Genomic DNA, 20,970 nt, shown 5'->3' on the forward strand with positions numbered 1-20,970 from the left:
GCCCCTACCGCGTTTCCAGGTACAGCGCGATCCCGTCGAGCGCGCGCTGCAACCCGAATTCGAAGTCCCCGTCCAGGTCGGCGGTCTCGTCGCTGACCTCGGCCGCCACCTGCTCGAGCCGCCGCATGCCGGTGCCCACCACCCGGTCGCGCCAGTACTGGGACACGCTCTCCCCCTCCCCCTGCTGGGTCGAGGTCAACGCCAGCCCCTGCACGTAGGACGAGACCACGCCGAGCAGCCGCAATTTGTCGTGCGAGCCCAGTTCGCACTCGTCGAATGCGGCGAGTGCCCATTCCAGTGATTCCAGCATCCGCGGTCCGAGCACCGGACGGCAGGTGGCCGTCGCGGCGAGGAACCACGGGTGCGCGAGGTACGAGCGCCAGTCCTGCCGCGCCAGCGCGGTGAGCGCGTCCCGCCAGTGCGGCGGACGCGGCTCCGGGTAGCCGTACTCGCCCGCCACCGCGTCGATCATGGCTTCCAGCAGGGCTTCCCTGTTGGCCACGTGCCGGTAGAGAGCCATCCCGCTGGCGTTGAGGCGCTGCCCGACCAGTCGCATGGTGACCGCGTCGAGACCGCCCTCGTCGGCCACCTCGATGGCCGTCGCGACGATCTGCTCCCGGCTCAGACTCGGCCGCCCCATGGCACCTCACAATTCCGCTTGCCCATTGTCCGGACCCGAGTATACCTTGTAAACATCGTCGTGTTTACGTTGTAAGCAACCTCTGGGGGCCTCATGGACACGAACCCGCCCGCACGCGCCACCCGGCGCCAATGGCTGGGGCTGGCGGTCATCGTGCTGCCGTGCCTGCTCGTCTCGATGGACCTGTCGGTCCTGTTCTACGCACTGCCCGCGCTCAGCGCGGACCTCTCCCCCAGCAGCACCCAGCTGCTGTGGATCCTGGACCTGTACGGGTTCGTGCTCGCCGGTCTGCTGATCACCATGGGCACCCTCGGCGACCGGTTCGGCCGCCGCAAGGTCCTGCTCGCGGGCGCCGCCCTGTTCGGCATCGCCTCGGTGATCGCGGCCTTCTCGACGTCCACCGAGATGCTCATCGCCGCTCGCGGCCTGCTCGGCGTCGGCGGCGCGACGCTCGCGCCGTCCACGTTGTCGTTGATCCGCACCATGTTCCACGACCCCGGCCAGCGCCAGGTCGCGATCAGCATCTGGACCATGGGTTTCGCGGGCGGCGCACTGCTCGGCCCGATCGCCGGCGGCGTGCTGCTCGAGCACTTCTGGTGGGGCTCGGTGTTCCTGCTCAACGTGCCGGTGATGGTGCTGCTGCTCGCGCTCGGCCCGGTCCTGCTGCCCGAGTTCCGCGACTCCCGGCCCGGCGGGTTCGACGTGCTGGGCGCGCTGCTGTCGCTCGCGGCCATCCTGCCGGTGATCTACGGCATCAAGAAGATCGCCGCGGACGGTGTGGCCTGGGAGTATTTCGGCTGGATCGCCATCGGCCTCGCGCTCGGCGCGCTGTTCCTGCGCCGGATGCGCCGCGCCGAGCACCCGATGATCGACATCCACCTGTTCCGCCGTCCGCAGTTCAGCGGCGCGGTGGCGACCGGCGCGATCACGTTCGCGCTGATGGCCGGGCTCGGGTTGTTCATCTCGCAGTACCTGCAGCTCGTACTCGGCATGAGCCCGCTGGAAGCCGCGTTGTGGAACCTGCCGGGCATGGCCGGGATGGGACTGGGCGTCACCGTGGCGACCGCGTTGTCGGCCCGGATGCGACCGGCCCTGCTCGTCGGGATGGGCCTGCTGGTCGCCGCCGGCGCCTATGTCCTGTTGGCACAGGTCGACAGCACCGGCGGACTGGGCTGGGTGGTCACGTCCCAGGTGCTGCTCGCCTTCGGGATCGGCGGTGTGGTCACGGTGGCCACCGATCTGGTGATGGCCACGGCACCGAAAGACCGGGCAGGCGCGGCAGCGGCGTTGTCGGAGACGGCCAACGAGTTCGGCGGCGCGATCGGGATCGCCGTACTCGGCAGCATCGCCGCGGCGGTGTACCAGGCGAACCTGCCCGAGCACATCGTCGGCCCGGCACGCGAAACCCTCGGCGCGGCCCACCAGACGGCCGCGCACCTGCCCGCCGAGCTGGGCGGACCGCTGCTGCGCGCCGCGAACGAGAGCTTCGTCGGCAGCATGCAGTGGATCGTGTGGCTCGCCGCGGTCGGGTCGGTGGTGATCGCCGCGTTCGTGATGCTCGTGTTGCGACGGGTACCTGCGCGCAAGCCGGCGCAGGAGCCGGTTGCGAGCCAACCGGCCTAGCGAACACCGGTCACATCAGTACCGTGCCAGAGGGAGGTGCGGTGGGTGAGTCACGAATTCGGCGCCGAGTTGCGGCGGCGGCGGGTGCACGCCGAGGTCTCGCTGAGCGAACTGGCCAAGCGGCTGAACTTCAGCAAGGGCTACCTGAGCAAGATCGAGACCGGCAGGCAGTCCCCGACCGAACAGCTCGCCCGCCTGGCCGACGCCGCACTCGGCGCCGACGGCGACCTCGCCGCACTAGTCGGACAAGCAGAACACAACGGACACAACGTGTACAGCCCGGACCACGCCGAGGCCGTGCACGCCAGCAGACGGGAAGTCCTCGCCTTCGGCAGCGCGCTGTTCCTGCCGCTGGGCATCAGCGACGGTGACGCGGAAACCGCGGGCGAGGACCCGCAGACCCGGCTGTACTACCGCGACCAGTTCGAGCAGCTTCGCCGACGGGGCCAGCAAAGCGCGCCAGGCCTGGTGCTGCGCACAGTCGGCGTCGAGTACTGCACGCTGCTCGAACTGGCCGCCGCCGCACAGGACCCGCCGACCCGGGCTGCATTCGAGATCCTCGCCGCCCGGTACGCCGAGTTCGCGGGCTGGATGGCCCAGGAAGCCGGCGACAACCAGGCCGCACTGGCGTGGACACGGCAGTCGGCGAACCTGGCCACCGGCGCGGGCGACACGGCCCTGGCGGCGTACACCTTGGTGCGCGAAGCCGAACTGGCCATGTACGCCCACGACGCCTTGCGCACGATCTCCCTTGCCCAGCAGGCGCAAGCCCAGCGTGGCGCGGACAAACGGGTCCGTGCGCTCGCGGCGCACCGCGAGGCGCAGGGCCACGCCATGCTCAACAACGGCAACGACTGCCAGTCCGCGCTCGACCGCGCGCAGACGTTGCTGGCCACCGGGACCGGGGACGGGCCGGGCGGATCACCGCTCGGGTCCACCAGCGTCGCCGATCTGAACCTGGCCGTGTCCGGCTGGTGCACCTACGACCTGGGCAGGCCCCGGCAGGCAGCCGAGCAACTGGAACGCGCGCTGTCGCAGACCGCGCCGACCGCGAGGCGGGCCCGCGCGATGTACGGCGCCCGGCTCGCCCTGGCCTACGAGGCCACCAGCGACCTCGACCGGATGTGCGAGGTCGCGGCGCAGGTCATCGACATCGCCCAGCCGATCGGCTCGTCCACCGCGCGGACCGAGCTGCGCAGGCTCACCCGGGCCATGGCGCGCAGGCACAACTACCGGCCGGCGAAACAATTGCACGTCGAAATCACCGCCGCGCTGTTCGGGTTTCCTGTTTCCTGACCGAGAAGAGCCCAGGAAACGCCTTCCTCATCCGGCCGGCCCGCGGCCATTCTTGGCGTCACCACCGGTGGCACATCCGCGAAGGTCGACGTCTTCCTGCACGCATGGCTTCCTGAAGGAGGAAAACCATGGAGCCGCACTGATGCGTCCGTGAAGGCGGTGATGCCCCGGATGCCGTGATCTCCGGGCATCACCGCCATTGAATTCCGTACGCACACCCGTTTATCAGTTCCCGGAACTGCGCGCTCACCTCGTTCGCCCGGTCCGGAACCAATTCCGTCCCCGGCACCGGATCGTCGTGCACCGCGCTGTGCGGGACGCCGTCGTGCCGCCAGATCTCCGACGGCACCCGATCCGGGTGGAACCGCACGACCACCTTGAAGAAACGGCATTGCCGGTAGGGCACGTAGACGTACCGCGTCTCCATTCGCTGGCCCGGCGGAATTCGCTGGATCAGCCCGTAGGTGTGCCGCTCGCCGCGGTGCAGCGCCCTGGGCAGGGTGATCTCCGTGCTGAAGTTCGTACTGGAGCCCTGGCCGGTCGCGGCGATCAGGCCGCCGAACATCATCTCCGGGGCGACGCCGACCGGCGCGGTGCCGTTCGACGGGTTCTTCGGCACATCCATGGAGGTCACGATCTTGTCGAGGGACTCGGCGGTGGCCACGATCGTGCGCCGCTCGACGGCCTCGGGGCTGGCCAGGTCCAGGCGCAGCACCGCCTCGAACGCGTCGACGTACCAGCCGGTCCCGCCGTGCCCGGCTCCCGGTGGCGGCACCTGGCCGCGGTCGGCGTTGGACACCATCCGCTCGAAGGCCTCGTCCATCCGCCTGCGCGCTGTTCTGGTGTCGAAGAAGAATTCCGCCGCCAGCGCGGTCAGCCGCTGGTTCAATGTGTTGCCGTCGGCGGCGGGCGGGATGTTCAGCGCACTGCGCGCGACCCTCACCAATGGTTCGGGCAATCCGGTCATCAGCTCGTCGAGATAGGCGACGACCTTCGCCCGCAACGCCGTACCGGTGTCCATCGTCGTGCCGATAAGCTCGGCGAACTCCGGGGTGATCCGCGTTTCCAGGTCCTTCGACTGCACGCCCCGCGCCTTGCGCAGGGCGACAAGGCCTTCCTTCACGATCTCACCGACAGTGCGCACGGTACGGAATTCTTCCCTCAGGTGGCCGGTTTGTAGAAAATGAGCGGCGACGGCTGATCCTGTCGGCGACGGAAACGTACCATTCCGCCAAGAGCTGGTACAGCCGTTCCCCCATCCGTGAAACGCCGCCGATTCCCCGCTGTCACCCGGAAGGACCAACCACAGCCGCGCCACTACCTACTCACGGACCGATCGGGACCGCTTCCCCACGCGCTACAGTCGAGCAGGTGAGCCACAAGAGCTTCGCCTCGTCGGCCGACCTCGCCGACAAGGAACAGACGTTGGAGATCCTCGATGACGGTGTCTACGCGCTGACCGCGGAAGGCGACCCGAACGTCGGCGCCATCGAGGGCGAGGACTTCCTCGTCTGCTTCGAAGCGCTGGCCACACCGGTCGCCGCACGCGAATGGCTCGCCAGACTCCGGGAGCACACCGGCAAACCGGTCCGCTACCTGGTCCTGTCGCACTACCACGCCGTCCGCACGCTCGGCGCCTCCGCGTTCGACGCCGACGTCGTCGTGGCGCACGAGAACACCAAGGCGCTCATCGCCGAACGCGGCAAAGAGGACTGGGCCAGCGAGTTCGCCCGGATGCCCCGGCTGGCCAAGTCACCGGAGTCGGTGCCCGGCCTGACGTGGCCGACGCTGACGTTCTCCGACCGGCTGACCATCGACCTCGGCGGCGAGCGCGGCGAACTGGTGCTGCAGTACTGCGGCCGGGGCCACACCGAGGGCGACATCGTCGCGTGGCTGCCGCGCAGGAAGATCCTGTTCGCGGGCGACCTGGTCGAAGCGCAGGCGGCGCTGTACACCGGCGACGCGTTCCACCGCGACTGGTCGACCTCCACTTTGGACAACGTGCGGGCCTTCGGCGCCGAGGTGCTGATCGGCGGGCGCGGCGCGGTCACCCACGGCCGCGACGGTGTGGACGCGGCCATCGACCAGACCCGCACCTTCCTCGACGTGATGCTCCGCGAGGTCTCGGCGGTGTTCGACGCGGGCGGGACACTGAAGGAGGCCTTCGAACGCACGCACGCCGCCCTGTCCCCGCGGTACGGCCGGTGGCCGATCTTCGAGCACTGCCTGCCGTTCGACGTCTCGCGGGCGTGGGACGAACTGGCGGGGATCGAACGTCCGGTGATCTGGACCGCCAAGCGGGACCGGGAAGTCTGGGACCAGTTGGCATGAGTGTGGTGGTCGTCGGCAACGGACCGGTCGGCCAGACCACGGCACTGCTGCTGGCCCGGTGGGGTGTGCCGAGTGTGCTGCTCGACGGGCGCCCGGCCCGTGATCCCGTCGGCTCCAAGTCGATCTGCCAGCAGCGGGACGTGCTGGACATCTGGCACTCGGTCGGGGCCGGGGCGCGGATCGCGGCCGAGGGCCTGACGTGGCGCACCGCGCGGACGTTCTACCAGGACACCGAGCTGTTCGCGGTCGACCTGCCTGCCGGCGGGACGCTGCCGCCGTTCGTGAACCTGTCGCAGGCCCGCACCGAGGAGATCCTCGACTCGTGGATCGCCCGGCAGCCGCTGGTCGACGTCCGCTGGGACCACCACGTCACGGGTTTGGAGCAGGACGCGGATGGCGTGACGGTGACGTGCGCGGGCGGGCAAGGGGTGCGCGGGTCACACGTGGTGTTGTGCGCGGGCGCACGGGCCGAGGATCTGCGGTCGGCCCTGGGCGTCACGTTCGACGGCCGATCCTTCGACGACCAGTTCCTGATCTGCGACATCCGCGCGGACCTGCCGGACTGGGCGCACGAGCGGCGGTTCTACTTCGACCCGCCGTGGAACCCGGGCCGCCAGGTGCTGATCCACCCGTGTCCCGGTTCGACGTTCCGGATCGACTGGCAGGTGCCCGCCGGCTACGCGGTGCAGGACGACGACCTGGACGGCCGGATCCGGGCGATCCTCGGCGAGGCGGACTACTCGGTGATCTGGCGGTCGGTGTACCGCTTCCACTCCAGGGTGGCCTCACGCCTGCGCGTCGGCCGGGTCCTGCTCGCCGGGGACTGCGCGCACCTGATGGCCCCGTTCGGCGCGCGTGGCCTGAACTCCGGCGTCGCCGACGCGGAGAACGCGGCGTGGAAGATCGCGTTCGTGGTGCAGGGCAAGGCATCGACGGATCTGCTGGAGACGTACCACGCCGAACGGCACGCGGCGGCGACGGAGAACCTCCGCGTCACCGGCGAGACGATGGATTTCCTGGTGCCGCGAGACGACGCGCAGCACCGGCGCCGGCTGTCCGTGCTGGAGCAGGCCCGGCACGACCCGTCGGTGCACCCGAAGGTGAACTCCGGCCGTTTGTCCGAACCGCACCCGTATCGGGACTCGCCGCTGACCCACGGTTCGCACCGCGCGGCGGGTTTGCTTGTGCCCGAACAGGTCCGTGCCGTCGCCCGGGACGGTTTGCAGGTCGTGCGGTACGGCGATCCGATGGCGGAGAAGCTCGGCGTGCGGCCCGGTGAGATCTGGGTGATCCGGCCGGACGCCTACGTCGCCGCGGTGGTCACGTCGGACGCCGAGCTGGATTACGCGCTGGCCCGGTTCTGAGGTCGTGCCGTCTGGCTGCTTCGCGCTGCCGGGCGAGGTCATCGCCATGAGGTGAGCGAGCGCAGAGATCTCACGCGTCGTGGCAGCGAGGTGTTCCACCGGGTCAGCGTGCATGGACGGACGCGTCTTCCGGAATCGAGCTGGTGCCGGCCCAATCCCGGCGCCGCCACGGCAGCAGCGCCGATGTCAGCAGCATCAGGCCGCCCGCGACCGCCATCGCCGTACTGGCACTGGTGAACGCGGCCAGTACGCCCCACCCCGCGGTCAGCGCGGCGATGCCCGTACGGCTCGTGATCGTCCAGGCGGTGAGGACCCTGGCGACCTTGTCGTCGGGGGCGCGGTTCAGACGGCAGGTGGCGAAGACCGGGTTGAACACGGCTATGCACGTGATCATGCTGAACTGGACCGCGATCACCAGCGCGAGCCCGGCCACGCCGGTGCCGATGAATCCCAGGCCGATCAGCCAGACCGTCCGTGCGACACCGAAGCCGAGCAGGATCGCGCGTTCACCGAACCGGCGGACCAGTGGCCGTGACAGCCGCGCGCCGAGAAGCCCGCCCAGACAGGAGATCCCCAGCGCCAGGCCGTAGGCCAGCGGGGTGAAGCCCAGTTCGTGCACCATCCGGTACAGCAGCAGCGGCGCGGTTGCCATGATCAGCGAGTTCGCCATCACCCCGTTGGCCAGCATCAGCCGCAGCCAGGGGTCGCGCAAGATCGCCCGCCAGCCCTCGGTGAGCCGTCCTGGCTCGCGGCGCACGGCCGGGGGTGGCGGTTCAGGTGCCTTGATCATCCGGATTCCCAGTGCGGACAACAGGAAGCTGACTCCGTTGAGCACCGTGGTGATCACCGGGCCGACCGCACCGATGAGCGCGCCGCCCAGCGGTGGGCCCACGGCCGCGGAGATCCACAGGACGTTCTCGAACCGGCCGTTGGCCGTCAGCAGTTGCGGTCCGGGCACCAGGCCTTTCAGGTGCGCCCCGCTGGCGCCGACGAACACGATGTCGGCCATCGCGACCACGATCGCCGCCGCGAGCAGGTGGTAGTAGGTCAGCGCGTGCAGCGCGTACGCGGCCGGAATCGTGGCCAGGACGGCGAACCGCAGCAGGTCGGCGTTGACCATCAGCGGCCGTTTGCGCCGGGATTCCATCCACGGCCCCATCGGCACGGCCAGCAGCGCGCCGACGGCCAAGCCGACCGCCGCGATCATCGACACCTGTGCCGCGCCGGCGTGCAGCGCCAGGATGGCGATCAGCGGAAAGGCGTCCAGCGCCAGATATGTCCCCAGTGTGCTGGCTGTGTACGCCCGCCACAGCCACGCGAAGTCTCGCCCCATCCGGGTGATCCAACCAGTCGCGCCCGCCCGCCGGGCGGCAGACCACGAATTGATCAAGAAAGCCGCCCGGCCGTGGTCAGCGCCCCGGCACCGGTGCAAAATCCAGCGATCCAGGATGGACTCCCGCTCAGCGGTCCATCGCCACCGCGATCCGCCCGCCGACGAAAGCCAGCCCGTGCCACCGACAGCAGCAGCCGACTGCGCTCTCCGGTCCAAGGTGGACACGGAATATTTTCGTCACATCACTATCCACTGTAGGTGTAGTCACGGCTGCTGGGCGTCGCGAGTTTGTCTTGTCATGAACCAATTCGGCCGCCACATGACGGGTGTCTTGCGAAATTGACAGAAGCCTGTCTGGTTCGTTAGGCCGTTTGGCCCTTAACTTTTGTCTGCAGAATGCATAAGTTGCACGAGATCGAACCGAAAGAACACTGGCCCCGTCGGACTGAGGCAGGACAACAACATCCGCGGCCGTCCATGCAGGCGCAGCATGGACGGACTTGCGTGATAGCTGGGGATGTGCGAGCCGCCACGCTGGAGTCGCGGCGTGCCGCCATGCCCTCGTAGCGGTGTCGAAGACGCTTCGAGGACCGTTCGGACCGATTAGCCGTTGACCCGAATGGAGAAGGATGGACAAGCACGCCCAGACCGGCTGGTTGCAGAAACTTGTCACCCGTCGCTCTGTGCTCGCCACAAGCACTGTCGGCCTGGCCGTCCCGGCCGTCATGACGCTGGGCGCGGCCGCACCGGGCGGATCGGCCGCGCAGGCACAGACCGGCGTCGTCAAGAAGATCACCATGTACGCGGAGTACCTGCCGGGTCAGACGAACAACTACTTCATCGGCTACGGCCTCGAAGAGGGCAAGCCGACGATCCCCGGTCCCCTGCTGCAGATCTACGAGGGCGACACGCTGGAGATCACGCTGGTCAACAAGACCGACCAGCGGCTGTCGATCCACCCGCACGGCGTGGACTACAGCACCGAGTCCGACGGCAGCCCGCTCAACGACTCCTTCAACGCCCCGGGCCAGACCCGCGTGTACACCTGGCGCTCCAACGAGATGACCGCCGCGGAGGGCAGGCGGTTCATGCCGGGCAGCGCGGGCTACTGGCACTACCACGACCACGCGTACGGCGACCACGGCACCGCGGGCCTGTTGCGTGGCATGTACGGCGGGCTGATCGTGCGCCGCCGTGGCGACATCCTGCCGGACAAGACCTTCGTGGTCGTCATGGACGACCAGCGGATCAACCACAAGAAGGCGCCGGACACCCCGATGTTCGAGGCCAACCTCGGCCAGCGCGTCGAGTGGCTGGCGATCGGCCACGGCAACCTGTACCACACGTTCCACCTGCACGCGCACCGCTGGGCCGACAACCGCACGGGCATGCTGGAGGGCCCGTCCGACCCCAGCCGCGTGATCGACATCAAGGACCTCAACCCGGGCACGTCGTTCGGCTTCCAGGTCATCGCGGGCCAGGGTGTCGGCCCGGGCGCGTGGATGTACCACTGCCACGTGCAGAGCCACTCGGACAGCGGGATGTCCGGGATCTTCCTCGTCCGCAACGCGGACGGCAGCATGCCCCCCGGCGCGCAGGAAGCGATCGACCGCTTCCACGGCCACGAGCACAAGCCCGCGGCGGCCGACACGGCGCCGCCGCCAGGAGAACCGGCGACGCAGGGGCACGCACATCACAACTGACCTCCTGGCCTGCCTACGACAAAGGAGTTAGGGATGGGGCGACGGCTTATGACTGGCCGATTTCGCAGGAGAACAGGAAGACGAGCCTTATTGGTGCTGACCGCCGCGGCGGCCATGGTGAGCGGATCGCTGACGTCGGCGTCCGCGGCACCGCAGCCGCAGGCACCGGCGGCGGCGGTCGCGGAGACCGGCGTCAAGGTCCTCGTCTTCCACGGTCCGGTCGCCGACCAGCAGGACCCGGTGGCCAAAGCAGCCGCCACGGTCAAGGAGCTCGGCGCGGCCAACGGGATCTCGGTCGCCACGACCACCGACCCGAACGCGTTCACCGCGCAGAACCTCGCGGGCTACCGCGGTGTGGTGTTCCTGTCCGCCGAGAAGGCGGCGCTGACCCGTGACCAGGAAGCCGTGCTGCAGGCCTACATCAAGGCGGGCAACGGTTTCCTCGGCGTCGGCGACGCGGCCAAGGCGCAGTCCGACTCGACGTGGTTCACCGGCCTGATCGGCACGCGCCCGGTCGGCGCCATCTCCACGCCGGAAGCGGTCAACGCGGTCACCGCCAGCGCGGAGAACGCGCCGAACGAGAGCGCGGCGAAGGCGGCCGACAACAACCCGAGCACCAAGTGGCTGACGTTCAACCCGACCGGGTGGCTCCTCTACCAGATGAAGTCGGCGACGACGGCCAACCGGTACTCGCTCACCTCGGCCAACGACTTCCTCGGCAGGTCACCGAAGAACTGGACCGTCGAAGGCTCCAACAACGGCAGCACGTGGACGAAGGTCGACGAGCAGACCAACCAGGTCTTCACCGACATCTTCCAGACCAAGCAGTACACGATCGCCTCGCCGGTGTCGTACACGAGCTACCGGCTCACCATCACCGCCAACAACGGTGACCCGATCATCCAGCTGGCCGACTTCAGCCTCTTCGCGGGCGACCCGACTCCCCCGCCGCCTCCCGGGGTCAACCAGGCGGTGGTGAACATCCTCGACCGGCAGCACCCGGCCAACAAGGGCCTGCCGCTCAACATCACCCGCTCCGACCGCTGGTACAACTGGTCGCCGAACCCCGTCGGCACTGTGCACACGATCGCGCAGGTCGAGGAGCGGCACTACAACCCGGGGCCAGGCGCCAACGGCCCGTTCCACCCGGTCTCGTGGTGCCGTGACTACGAAGGCGGCCGGTCCTTCTACACCGGCATGGGCCACACCGAGGGCAGCTACAGCGAGCCCGCGTTCCGCAGCCACCTGACGGGTGCGTTGCAGTGGACGACCGGTGTGGTGCGCGGTGACTGCCAGGCCACCATCGCCTCCAACTACAAGATCGAGCGGCTGACCGCGCCCAACCAGCCGGGCCAGCTCGACCAGATCGGTGAGCCGCACGGCATCACCACCGCCCCCGACGGCACGATGTTCTACGTCGGCAAGGCGGCGTGCCCGTCCGGCGAGATCTCCGAGTGGGAGGACCCGAAGGTCGGCCTCGGCTGCGGCACCATCCACCAGTACAAGCCGGACACCAAGCAGGTCAAGCTGCTCACGACGCTGCCGGTGATGGGCAACCGCGGTGGTGGCGGTGAGCTGCAGAAGAACGAAGAGGGCCTGCTCGGTATCGTGCCGGACCCGAAGTTCACCGAGAACGGCTGGATCTACGTCTACTGGATGCCGCACGACACGGTCGACCGCGTCAAGCACACCGGTCTGCGGACGATCTCGCGGTTCACCTACGACCGCACCGCACAGACGATCGACCAAGGCACCCGCAAGGACCTGCTGCAGTGGCTGACGCAGGAGCACAGCTGCTGCCACGCCGGTGGCGGCATGGCGTTCGACGCCAAGGGCAACCTGTACGTGGGTTCCGGTGACAGCAACTCGTCCGAGGGTTCCGACGGTTACTCCGGCAACAACTGGACCAAGGACTTCCAGGGACTGTCCTTCCAGGACGCGCGCCGGACGTCGGGCAACACCAACGACCTGAACGGCAAGATCATCCGCATCCACCCGGAGGCGGACGGCACGTACACCATCCCGCAGGGCAACCTGTTCCCGCCGGGCACGGACAAGACTCGCGCGGAGATCTACGTGATGGGCGTGCGCAACATCTCGCGCCTGCAGATCGACCCGGTCACGCAGTGGCTGACCGCCGCGTGGGTCGGCCCGGACGCGGGCAAGCCCAACCCCGACAAGGGTCCGGCCAAGTACGAGACCGCCACGATCATCACCGAGGCGGGCAACCACGGCTGGCCGTACTGCATGGGTAACAAGCAGCCGTACCGCGACCGCAGCAACACCGATGCCACGGTGCTGACCGGCTGGTACGACTGCAACGCGCCGAAGAACAACTCGCCGCGCAACACGGGTCTGGTCGACCTGCCGCCGGTGAAGAACAACATGATCTGGTACACGGTGGACGGCGGCGGCCCGGTCTACCCGGCCCGGCCGGACGGCAGTGGCATCCCGACGTACAACGAGGCGGACGCCACCTACACCCAGCCGTACCTCAAGGGCGGCAACCAGGCGGTCATGACCGGCCCGACCTACCGCCGCGAGCTGGTCAACACCAACAGCGGTGTGGCGTGGCCGGAGTACTGGAACAGCAAGTGGTTCATCGGTGACCAGGGCAACGCGCAGAACCGCATCGCGGTGACGGTCGACCCGGCCGGTGTCGCGACCGCGCAGCCACCGGCGTTCGCGGAGTCGCTGCGGGCGATCATCCCCGGCGGCACCGGCGGCACGCAGCTGCAGAGCTGGATGGACGCGAAGTTCGGCACGGACGGCGCGCTCTACCTGCTCGACTACGGCGGCGGGTTCTTCACGCTGCACCAGAACCAGAAGCTGATCAAGATCAGCTACCAGGGCGGCGCGCCGACGCCGCGGCCGGCGGCGACCTCCACCGCGGTCCAGAACAAGCCGCTGACCTACGGGTTCTCCGGTTCGAAGTCAGGTGGCGTGTCCTACCGGTGGGACTTCGGTGACGGCACGCAGTCGACCGAGGCCAACCCGGTGCACACCTACGCCCGCATTGGCACGTACAACGCCAAGCTGACGGTGACGTACGCCAACGGCGAGACCCAGCAACTGCCGGTGACCGTGAACGTCGGGTGCGCCGTGCCTGACAGCCGCGGCACGGTGTTCATGGGCGGCACGGACTCCGGCGTGGCGAACAAGCCGGTCGGTGGCGGCTGCACGATCAACGACCTCGTCGACGACGAGAGCCCGTGGACCGACCACGGCGCGTTCGTCCGGCACGTCGAGGCACTGGCCGGGCAGCTGCAGAAAGACGGCGTGATCAACAGCCGCGAGAACGGCGCGTTGGTGCGTGCCGCGGCCGGGTCGGACATCGGCACGGCGGCCAACACCGGCTACCAGTCGATCTACAACGGCACCGAGGCGTCGCTGAAGGACTGGGTGCAGGCGCCGGGTGGGTCGTTCTCGATCCAGCCGGACGGTTCACTGCGATCCTCCGGCGGGCTGGGCATGCTCTGGTACGCGGGCAAGGAGTTCGGCAACTTCTCGGTGAAGATGCAGTTCCGGGATTCCTCGCCGGGTGACACCCGCGCCAACAGCGGCATGTTCACCAGGTTCCCGGATCCGCGCACGCCGCTGGAGCAGCGTCCGCCCGGCAGCTGCGGCACGGTCGGCAGCGCCCGCACCTCGCAGGCCTGGGTCGCTATCTACTGTGGACACGAAGTCCAGATCTACGACGGCAACACCGGTGAGCCCCAGAAGACCGGGTCGATCTACAACTTCGACCCGAACACACTGGACAACGCCGGTGCCACGCCGAAGGGCGTCTGGAACGACTACGAGATCCGGATCGTCGGACAGCACTACACGATCATCCGCAACGGCAAGGTGATCAACGAGTTCGACAACACGCCGGGCAAGCAGTCGTCGCGTGAGGGCGACCCGCCGACCGACATGCGGCAGTTCGCCAGCGGCTTCCTCGGTCTGCAGAACCACGGCAACTCCGACGTGATCGATTTCCGCAACATCCGAGTGCGGTCGCTCTAAACCGCATGGACCGGCCGGTGTGCCCGTCTCCCGGCGGCACACCGGCCGGTCTCCCGCACTCACCGGAAGGTGCAGCATGTTTCGACGCTTGATCGCCGGGGTGGCAGGCGCGTTGATGGTGACGTCCATCGCCGTGGCCATACCGGCTTCCGCAGTCCAGGCACCCGCCCCCGTTCAGGCGCAGGCACAGCAGGTGCTGAGGTGGACTGCCAGCCAGGACATCAACCAGTACACGTCGTTCCCGACCACAGCTGTCGCGGGCAAGGCCACCATCCAGTTCGAGAACAGCAAGGCCACCGGCAGCGTCGACATGGCCCACACGCTGACGTTCGACCGGGACACACCCGGGTACAACACCGACGTCAGGCTCAACATCAACGCCAGCCCGGAAGACGAGCAAGGCGGCAAGTGGCAGGCGGAGGTCACCCTCACGCCCGGCAAGTACCGCATCCACTGCACGTACCCCGGCCACCAGGGCATGGTCTCCGAACTGACAGTGCTCCCGGACGGTGAGGACACCACTCCCCCGACGGTCAGCGCGGCCGTGAAGGGCACCAAGGACACCAACGGCAACTACGTCGGCAAAGCGACTGTCGAGGTGACCGCGGCGGACTCACAGTCCGGTGTGGACAAGGTCGAGTACCAGATCAACGACCAGAGCTGGCAGCCGTACACCGCGCCGGTCGAGCTCACCACCCCGGGTGACTACTCGGTGCAGTACCGCGCGAGCGACAAGAAGGGCAACCAGTCCGAGGTCGGTTCGACGCGGTTCAAGGTCGTCCAGCAGCCGCCGGACTCCACTCCGCCGACGGTCAGCCACGCGATCACCGGTGACAAGGACCCGCAGGGCAACTACATCAACAAGGCGACTGTCACCGTCACCGCGACGGACACCGAGTCGGGCGTGAAGTCCACGGAGTACAAGCTCGACTCCGGCAACTGGACCGCGTACACCGCACCGGTCGTGGTCTCGACCGAGGGCATGCACATGCTCCACTACCGGGCCACGGACAACGCGAACAACGTCTCGCCCGAGGGCATGGCGCACTTCACGATCGTGGTCCAGCAGCCGGACACCACTCCCCCGACGGTGACCGCGGCGGTCACGGGTGACAAGGACCCGCAGGGCAACTACATCAGCAAAGCCACGGTCGCCCTGACCGCGACCGACAGCCAGTCGGGCGTCAAGTCGACCGAGTACAAGTTGGACGCGGGCAACTGGACGGTGTACACCGCGCCTGTCGTGGTCAGCACCGCCGGTGCGCACACGGTCACGTACCGGGCCACGGACAACGCCAACAACGTCTCCGCTGAAGGCACGACGAACTTCACAGTTGTGGCTCCACCGGACACCACACCGCCCACGGTCACGTCCGCGATCGCCGGTGACAAGGACCCACAAGGCAACTACATCAACAAAGCCACCGTCACCCTGACCGCAACCGACACCGGCTCAGGCGTCAAGTCCACCGAGTACAAACTCGACTCAGGCGCATGGACCACCTACACGGCACCAGTCGTGGTCAGCGCGGTGGGCGCGCACACGGTCACGTACCGGGCCACGGACAACGCCAACAACGTCTCCGCAGAGGGCACGGCGAACTTCACGGTCGTGATCAACGATCCGGACACCACGCCACCCACGGTCACATCGGCCGTCGCGGGTGACAAGGACCCGCAGGGCAACTACATCGGCAAAGCGACTGTGACCGTCACGGCCACGGACACGCAGTCGGGCGTGAAGTCCACGGAGTACAAGCTCGACTCGGGCAACTGGACGGCGTACACCGCGCCTGTCGTGGTCAGCACCGCCGGGGCCCACATGATCCACTACCGGGCCACGGACAACGCGAACAACGTCTCGCCGGAAGGCATGGCCAGCTTCACCGTCGTGGCCCAGCAGCCGGACACCACCCCGCCGACGACCAGCGCGGCCGTCACGGGTGACAAGGACCCGAACGGCAACTACCTCGGCAGTGCCTCGGTCACGATCACCGCGACCGACGCCGGGTCCGGTGTGCAGTCGGTCGAGTACTCGCTGGACAACGGCGCCTGGACGCAGTACCTGAACACCATCTCGGTCGCCACCAAGGGCGCGCACACCGTGCAGTACCGGGCCACCGACAAGGCGGGCAACGCCGCGGCGGAGAAGTCCGTGTCGTTCACCGTGGTCGAGTCCGGTTCGGACAAGTGCCCGAACTCCGACACGCGGGCGACCGTGATCATCGAACGCGACGACACCGGTGTCGCGAACCCGGACACCGGCAATGGCTGCACCGTCAGCGATCTCGTGGACCAGTACCGCAACTGGGAGAGCCACGGGGTGTTCGTCAGGCACGTCGACACCGTCACCAGCGAGCTGGTGGCCCGCGGCGTGCTGTCCCGCCGGGACGCGGGCGCCATCGTGCGCGCGGCCTCGCGATCCGACATCGGCAGTTAGTTCCTTTCAACGCAGCAGGGAGAAAACAGATGGCTAGACGGACCGCATCCGCGCTCGCGGCGCTGAGCGCCGTGGTCACCGCGTCCGTGATGATGGCCGCGCCCGCCAACGCCGGCTTCGTCACGTACTGCGAGGGCGAAGGCGGCCCTGTGACGCTGCCGACGGACCTCGCGGTGGCGCCGGGCAAGTCCTGCACCTTGGACAGGACGGTCATCACCGGGAACGTGAAGGTCGGCGAGGGCGCCAACCTGATCGTCAAGGGCGGCACCATCAACGGCGCGGTCGAGGTGGCCTCCGACGGTTACTTCGACGCGACGGCCACCCGGGTCGACGGTGACGTCACGCTGGCTCCCGGCGGGTTCGGGCTGTACCTGAGGAACACCGGCACCGCGAAGGTCACGGTGCAGCCGAAGACCGCCGCCCAGAGCTTCGTGTTCGTCGAGGGGCAGTCGAAGATCGACGGTGCCCTCAGCGCGAACGCGGGCGAGGTCAAGGTCGTCGACAGCGAGGTGTTCGGCAACGTCACCACGAACGGGGCGCTGTACACCGACTTGACGAACGCGTTCGTCGACGGAACCGTGTCCGTGCTGAACAACAGCGAGGGCAGCGTCGTGTGCGGCGGTGCCGTGCAGGGCAAGGCCACCTTCGCGGGCAACCGCGGCGGCGTGCAGCTCGGCCCGAACGGCGGCCTGGACTCGTGTGCCAGCGGCGGGTACTTCGCCAGGGATGTCAACATCAACAACACCACCGGCAAGTCCTCGGTGGACGACACCATCATCAACGGCAAGCTGGAGCTCTCGGCGAACAACCCGGTCGCCCAGCTCGCCGCCAACAACCGCATCCGCGGTGGCGTCGTCGGTGAGTCGGCCTCCCCGGCCGCCGCACGCGGCCTGGCCGCCGCCGAGCGCCAGAGCGCGGCGGAGCAGAAGGCAGCCGACCGGGCGGCGGCAGCGACCAGCGCCGCGGCCGCGAAGGGCAAAGCCCGTCTCTGACGGGTCCGGGTGAAGGACCCCGGGGCCCGACAACGTCGTCGGGCCCCGGGCTTTTTCCTGTGCCCTTCAGCCGTGGAACGTCTCCACGTGCGGTTGCCGCGGGTCGTACGCGGCCCAGCCCGGGTCGCCGCCGCGGGCGAACGCGACCCAGGCGCCGCGCATCCTGGCCGCCAGGCCTTCGGAGGCCGGGTCTGGGCCGAGCAGACCGTTTTCTCCGTGAAGCCATGGTTTGCCGGCGATGTCGAACACGAAAGGCAGTTCGACGGTGTGCGCGGCGCCGAGCTTCCCGCCGAGAGCTGTCGAGCGGTACCCGAACGAGTAGGCGAACGTCCGGCCACCGGAGATCAGCGCGTGGGCGTGGGTCATGCGTTTCGTACCCGCACCGAACAGGGCTTCCCCGCGCGCCGCCGAGGACTCCGGGTTTCCTTTCGGGACGAGATAGCGGTTTCCTTCTTCGGTGTTGGTGCCGATCAGCAGGCCGACGTCGGCGGCTGGGCCATCTGCCAGGCTGTCGGCAGGTTGGTCCGGGAGCACCAGGCTGAACGGGCTGAGCCCGGCGAGTGGGTCGGCAGCGGTTTCGGTGCGCAGATCGATGCCTGCCAGGGCGGGCAGGATCTCCAGGAACCGCTCGTCGGGGATCTCACCGAACGCTGCGACTGTCGGTTCGACGCCCAACGCGGTGGCCGCTGCGGTTGTGACGCGTTGTGCCTGTTGCGGGGTGAAGGCGCCGGTGCCGCTGCCGCTCTGGATGATCGCGCGCCGGAACAGGCCCTTCGCTCCCGCCGTCGCGAGCAGCGCACCGGTCAGCGTGGCGCCCGCGGACTGCCCGAAGACCGTGACGTTGCCCGGGTCGCCGCCGAACACCGCGATCGTGTCACGGACCCACGCGAGCGCGGCGAGCACGTCCAGCAGTCCGCGGTTGGCGGGCGCACCCGCCAGGTCGAGGAAACCGGGGACGCCGAGGCGGTAGTTCACGGTGACGAGCACGACATCGTCCCGAGCGAACGCGGTGCCGTCGTACATCGCCGCACTGGAGGATCCCGTGACGAATCCGCCGCCGTGCACGAACACCATCACCGGTCTCTTGCCGTTGTCGGCCGCCCGTTCGCCGGGACAGGTGCTGAGCGTCAGCACGACCTCCGCCGGGTCGCCGTCCGAGCAGGCCATCTCGCTGCTGCGGCCCGCCAGCGGCGAGAATGTGCTGAAGACAGTCAGCCGGACAAGCTGAAACGTCAGGCACACCGCACTGCGGTGGAGTGAGGTGATCTCACCAAGCTGGCCTTCACGGCATGGATGTCTCGTCTATACCGAATGGTGCTGGATATGGGCGTGGGGTCCGGCACCGGATGAGAACCACTCGGTCAAGGAATCAGGGAGCGCAGGAACGGGGTGAGGACCTCGGCGACGCAAGACGCGCGATCAGTCATCGGCAGAGTCAGCATTCGCAGGGTCACGCCGTCGATGAGTGCCAGCAGCTGGGCCGCGGATCGTTGTGGTGCGAGGCAACCGAGTTCGGACAGCTCCGCGGCGAGTACCCCGGTCAGCTCCGCGTCGACCTCGGCGGAGTGGGTGGCCAGGTCGGAGTCGATCGCGGCGGTCGCCGCGTAGGCGAGCCACACCCGCGCACGTTGCTCGCGGCGCTCGTCGAGTGGGAGCCACACATCGACGAGATGGTGAAGCCAGTCGATGGAGCGTTCCCCTTCGACGGCACGGAGATCCGCGAGGAACTGCTCGCCCGAGTGCTCGAACGCGGCGCGCACCAACTCCGTCTTGGTGCGGAAGTAGTACTGCACCTGCGCGGGCGACACCCCGGACTCAGCCGCCACCGTGCGCACGCTTAGCCCCGCGAGCCCCTGCCCGGCGATCACCCGTAGGGCCGCGCCGAGCAGGTGCTCACCTCGGGGCATCTAGCGCCGACCGTGCAGTAGCGCGAATCCCGACACGCCAAGCTCGATGACCCCGAGCACGGTGAGCACCCCACCCAGCTGCCGCAACCCGATCACGGGTGTCTCGACGTCGGCGAACACCAGGAACAGCACCAACCCGGCAACGATCATGAACACGCCGATTCCGATCGACGCGACGTGCTTGCCCATTCCAGCCTCCTGTACGAACGTATAGTACGACTGTACAGAGATCAGGCCACGATGCCAACCTCGCCGATCTCGGTGAGCAGCGCAGCCTTGCCGTGGCCCCTCAGGAGCGAGGACCGCACGGCGTTCGCATGAGCAAGGTGCGCGCCCAGCGCTCCGACCGGCTTTGGCGCGTGTTGGACAAGGGTTTGCACCTTCCGTAGCGGCATGTGATCTGGTGGACCACGTCCCGGTCCCTTGAGGAAGGTCCCTGCTCATGCATTCGTCGTTGGTGCCGCCCCGCCAGGTCAAGATCGGTGACGCGGCGGCGTTCGCGGGCAGCACGCCACAGGCGATCCGGCACTACCACGAGATCGGCCTGCTCCCCGAGCCTGAGCGGGGCGCCGATGACCGCCGCCGCTACGGGTACGACGACATGATCCGCCTGCTGTGGATCCGCAAGATGGCCGACGCGGGGATCGCCCTTGACGACATCCGTGACGCCTTCGGCACCGCCGAGGCGGACAGCGGAGACGGGGTCGAGGGCATCCTTGAGCGGTTGGCGGAATCGCTCGCCGAGCAGGAGGCGGAATTGCGGCGGCAACGCACCGCCGTGCAGCGGATGCGCGCCGACGGCAGCCGGATGGGCCTGCTCTCCGACTTCGTCACCGACCGCCTCAAGAGCCTGCCCGAGGGTTCGGTGCGGCAGGCGGACCTGGACAGCCTGCTGGTCGCTGAGCGGATCTTCGGCCCGCTCGGCGCGGCCGTCCAGGCCACCCGCTTCGTCGCCCTGGCCATGCATCCCGCTCTGCGAGCGGATTCCGACCGCATCGATGCCGCCGAGGAGGCGCTTGACGACAGCGTCGCCGTCGATGATCCACGGGTGGCTCAGGTGGCCGCGGAACGGCACGCCTTCGAAAGCGCCCTGCATGGCGCCATCGAGGAGTCCGGCCTGGACAAGGACGACGATGCCCTCTTCGACGCCTGGGACGCCCTGCATCCCACCGGCGGCGAGGCCGACCTCAGCTCTGGCGAGTGGGAGGCCGGCTCCATGAGCGCGTTCGAAGCCATCGGCAAGATGCCCTACGACTTCTCCCCTGCCCGCCTGCGCTGCGTGGAACTGGCCGAAGAGCTGTCCGCCCAGGACTCTCCTGCTCGCTGAAGCAGG

Annotated in this window: 15 protein-coding genes; 9 read left to right on the forward strand and 6 right to left on the reverse strand. The window is 68.5% G+C overall.

The genetic code is table 11. The annotated features are described in order from the left end of the window. Window positions 1-4: 4 nt before the first annotated feature. A complete protein-coding gene (locus AOZ06_RS28120; protein ID WP_054292146.1) occupies window positions 5-640 on the reverse strand; it encodes a TetR/AcrR family transcriptional regulator in 636 nt (211 codons plus the stop codon). A 93-nt stretch (window positions 641-733) separates the two neighbouring features. On the opposite strand from AOZ06_RS28120, the gene AOZ06_RS28125 reads away from it, so the two are divergent. Continuing rightward, complete coding sequence (locus AOZ06_RS28125) at window positions 734-2,263, forward strand: MFS transporter (protein WP_054292147.1); 1,530 nt, start codon at window positions 734-736, stop codon at window positions 2,261-2,263. Window positions 2,264-2,308: 45 nt separating this feature from the next. Continuing rightward, window positions 2,309-3,559 carry a helix-turn-helix domain-containing protein gene (locus AOZ06_RS28130; protein ID WP_169798991.1) on the forward strand — a complete coding sequence of 417 codons (1,251 nt, stop codon included), beginning with the start codon at window positions 2,309-2,311 and terminating at the stop codon, window positions 3,557-3,559. Between the two features lie 190 nt (window positions 3,560-3,749). On the opposite strand, the gene AOZ06_RS28135 is transcribed toward AOZ06_RS28130, so the two are convergent. Continuing rightward, complete coding sequence (locus AOZ06_RS28135; RefSeq protein ID WP_054292149.1) at window positions 3,750-4,703, reverse strand: hypothetical protein; 954 nt, start codon at window positions 4,701-4,703, stop codon at window positions 3,750-3,752. A 227-nt stretch (window positions 4,704-4,930) separates the two neighbouring features. Between AOZ06_RS28135 and AOZ06_RS28140 the strand changes: the two genes are divergently transcribed. After that, complete coding sequence (locus AOZ06_RS28140) at window positions 4,931-5,890, forward strand: MBL fold metallo-hydrolase (protein ID WP_054292150.1); 960 nt, start codon at window positions 4,931-4,933, stop codon at window positions 5,888-5,890. Beyond that, on the forward strand, window positions 5,887-7,254 hold the full coding sequence (locus AOZ06_RS28145) for an FAD-dependent monooxygenase (protein ID WP_054292151.1): 1,368 nt from the start codon (window positions 5,887-5,889) through the stop codon (window positions 7,252-7,254). The genes AOZ06_RS28140 and AOZ06_RS28145 overlap by 4 nt, the downstream gene beginning before the upstream one ends. A 103-nt stretch (window positions 7,255-7,357) precedes the next feature. Here the strand turns inward: AOZ06_RS28145 and AOZ06_RS28150 are convergent, their stop codons facing one another. After that, window positions 7,358-8,587, reverse strand: coding sequence for an MFS transporter (locus AOZ06_RS28150; protein ID WP_054292152.1), 1,230 nt, complete (start codon window positions 8,585-8,587; stop codon window positions 7,358-7,360). Window positions 8,588-9,216: 629 nt separating this feature from the next. Here AOZ06_RS28150 and AOZ06_RS28155 point away from each other — a divergent pair. The 4 genes from AOZ06_RS28155 to AOZ06_RS28170 all read left to right on the forward strand — a co-directional run bounded on the left by AOZ06_RS28155 (window position 9,217) and on the right by AOZ06_RS28170 (window position 17,730). After that, window positions 9,217-10,290 carry a multicopper oxidase domain-containing protein gene (locus AOZ06_RS28155; protein ID WP_083471986.1) on the forward strand — a complete coding sequence of 358 codons (1,074 nt, stop codon included), beginning with the start codon at window positions 9,217-9,219 and terminating at the stop codon, window positions 10,288-10,290. A gap of 33 nt (window positions 10,291-10,323) precedes the next feature. Continuing rightward, window positions 10,324-14,298 (forward strand): ThuA domain-containing protein, encoded by a 3,975-nt coding sequence (locus AOZ06_RS28160; RefSeq protein WP_054292153.1) that lies wholly within the window; start codon window positions 10,324-10,326, stop codon window positions 14,296-14,298. Between the two features lie 76 nt (window positions 14,299-14,374). Beyond that, window positions 14,375-16,738, forward strand: a complete 2,364-nt coding sequence (locus AOZ06_RS28165) for an OmpL47-type beta-barrel domain-containing protein (RefSeq protein ID WP_157233290.1) — start codon at window positions 14,375-14,377, stop codon at window positions 16,736-16,738. A 29-nt stretch (window positions 16,739-16,767) separates the two neighbouring features. Then, the gene (locus AOZ06_RS28170; RefSeq protein WP_157233291.1) at window positions 16,768-17,730 is read left to right on the forward strand and encodes a hypothetical protein; all 963 of its coding nucleotides are present in this window, start codon (window positions 16,768-16,770) and stop codon (window positions 17,728-17,730) included. A 66-nt stretch (window positions 17,731-17,796) separates the two neighbouring features. Here the strand turns inward: AOZ06_RS28170 and AOZ06_RS28175 are convergent, their stop codons facing one another. The 3 genes from AOZ06_RS28175 to AOZ06_RS28185 all read right to left on the reverse strand — a co-directional run bounded on the left by AOZ06_RS28175 (window position 17,797) and on the right by AOZ06_RS28185 (window position 19,826). Beyond that, window positions 17,797-18,972 carry a carboxylesterase family protein gene (locus AOZ06_RS28175; RefSeq protein ID WP_236951763.1) on the reverse strand — a complete coding sequence of 392 codons (1,176 nt, stop codon included), beginning with the start codon at window positions 18,970-18,972 and terminating at the stop codon, window positions 17,797-17,799. A 119-nt stretch (window positions 18,973-19,091) separates the two neighbouring features. After that, window positions 19,092-19,637: a TetR/AcrR family transcriptional regulator gene (locus AOZ06_RS28180; RefSeq protein WP_083471988.1), complete on the reverse strand. Its 546-nt coding sequence runs from the start codon at window positions 19,635-19,637 to the stop codon at window positions 19,092-19,094. Continuing rightward, window positions 19,638-19,826, reverse strand: a complete 189-nt coding sequence (locus AOZ06_RS28185) for a hypothetical protein (protein WP_054292157.1) — start codon at window positions 19,824-19,826, stop codon at window positions 19,638-19,640. A 253-nt stretch (window positions 19,827-20,079) separates the two neighbouring features. On the opposite strand from AOZ06_RS28185, the gene AOZ06_RS28190 reads away from it, so the two are divergent. Next, entirely contained in the window at window positions 20,080-20,964 is an 885-nt protein-coding gene (locus tag AOZ06_RS28190; RefSeq protein WP_054292158.1) for a MerR family transcriptional regulator, read from the forward strand. Window positions 20,965-20,970 lie beyond the last annotated feature (6 nt).

This window comes from Kibdelosporangium phytohabitans, from assembly GCF_001302585.1.
Lineage (GTDB): Bacteria > Actinomycetota > Actinomycetes > Mycobacteriales > Pseudonocardiaceae > Kibdelosporangium > Kibdelosporangium phytohabitans.

Bases quoted from the DNA above. Each gene is read 5' to 3' on its own strand.
- AOZ06_RS28120 (WP_054292146.1), bottom strand. From the start codon at position 640: ATGGGGCGGCCGAGTCTGAGCCGGGAGCAGATCGTCGCGACGGCCATC.
- AOZ06_RS28145 (WP_054292151.1), top strand. From the start codon at position 5,887: ATGAGTGTGGTGGTCGTCGGCAACGGACCGGTCGGCCAGACCACGGCA.
- AOZ06_RS28170 (WP_157233291.1), top strand. From the start codon at position 16,768: ATGGCTAGACGGACCGCATCCGCGCTCGCGGCGCTGAGCGCCGTGGTC.
- AOZ06_RS28125 (WP_054292147.1), top strand. From the start codon at position 734: ATGGACACGAACCCGCCCGCACGCGCCACCCGGCGCCAATGGCTGGGG.
- AOZ06_RS28160 (WP_054292153.1), top strand. From the start codon at position 10,324: ATGGGGCGACGGCTTATGACTGGCCGATTTCGCAGGAGAACAGGAAGA.
- AOZ06_RS28180 (WP_083471988.1), bottom strand. From the start codon at position 19,637: ATGCCCCGAGGTGAGCACCTGCTCGGCGCGGCCCTACGGGTGATCGCC.
- AOZ06_RS28190 (WP_054292158.1), top strand. From the start codon at position 20,080: ATGCATTCGTCGTTGGTGCCGCCCCGCCAGGTCAAGATCGGTGACGCG.
- AOZ06_RS28155 (WP_083471986.1), top strand. From the start codon at position 9,217: ATGGACAAGCACGCCCAGACCGGCTGGTTGCAGAAACTTGTCACCCGT.
- AOZ06_RS28185 (WP_054292157.1), bottom strand. From the start codon at position 19,826: ATGGGCAAGCACGTCGCGTCGATCGGAATCGGCGTGTTCATGATCGTT.
- AOZ06_RS28165 (WP_157233290.1), top strand. From the start codon at position 14,375: ATGTTTCGACGCTTGATCGCCGGGGTGGCAGGCGCGTTGATGGTGACG.
- AOZ06_RS28150 (WP_054292152.1), bottom strand. From the start codon at position 8,587: ATGGGGCGAGACTTCGCGTGGCTGTGGCGGGCGTACACAGCCAGCACA.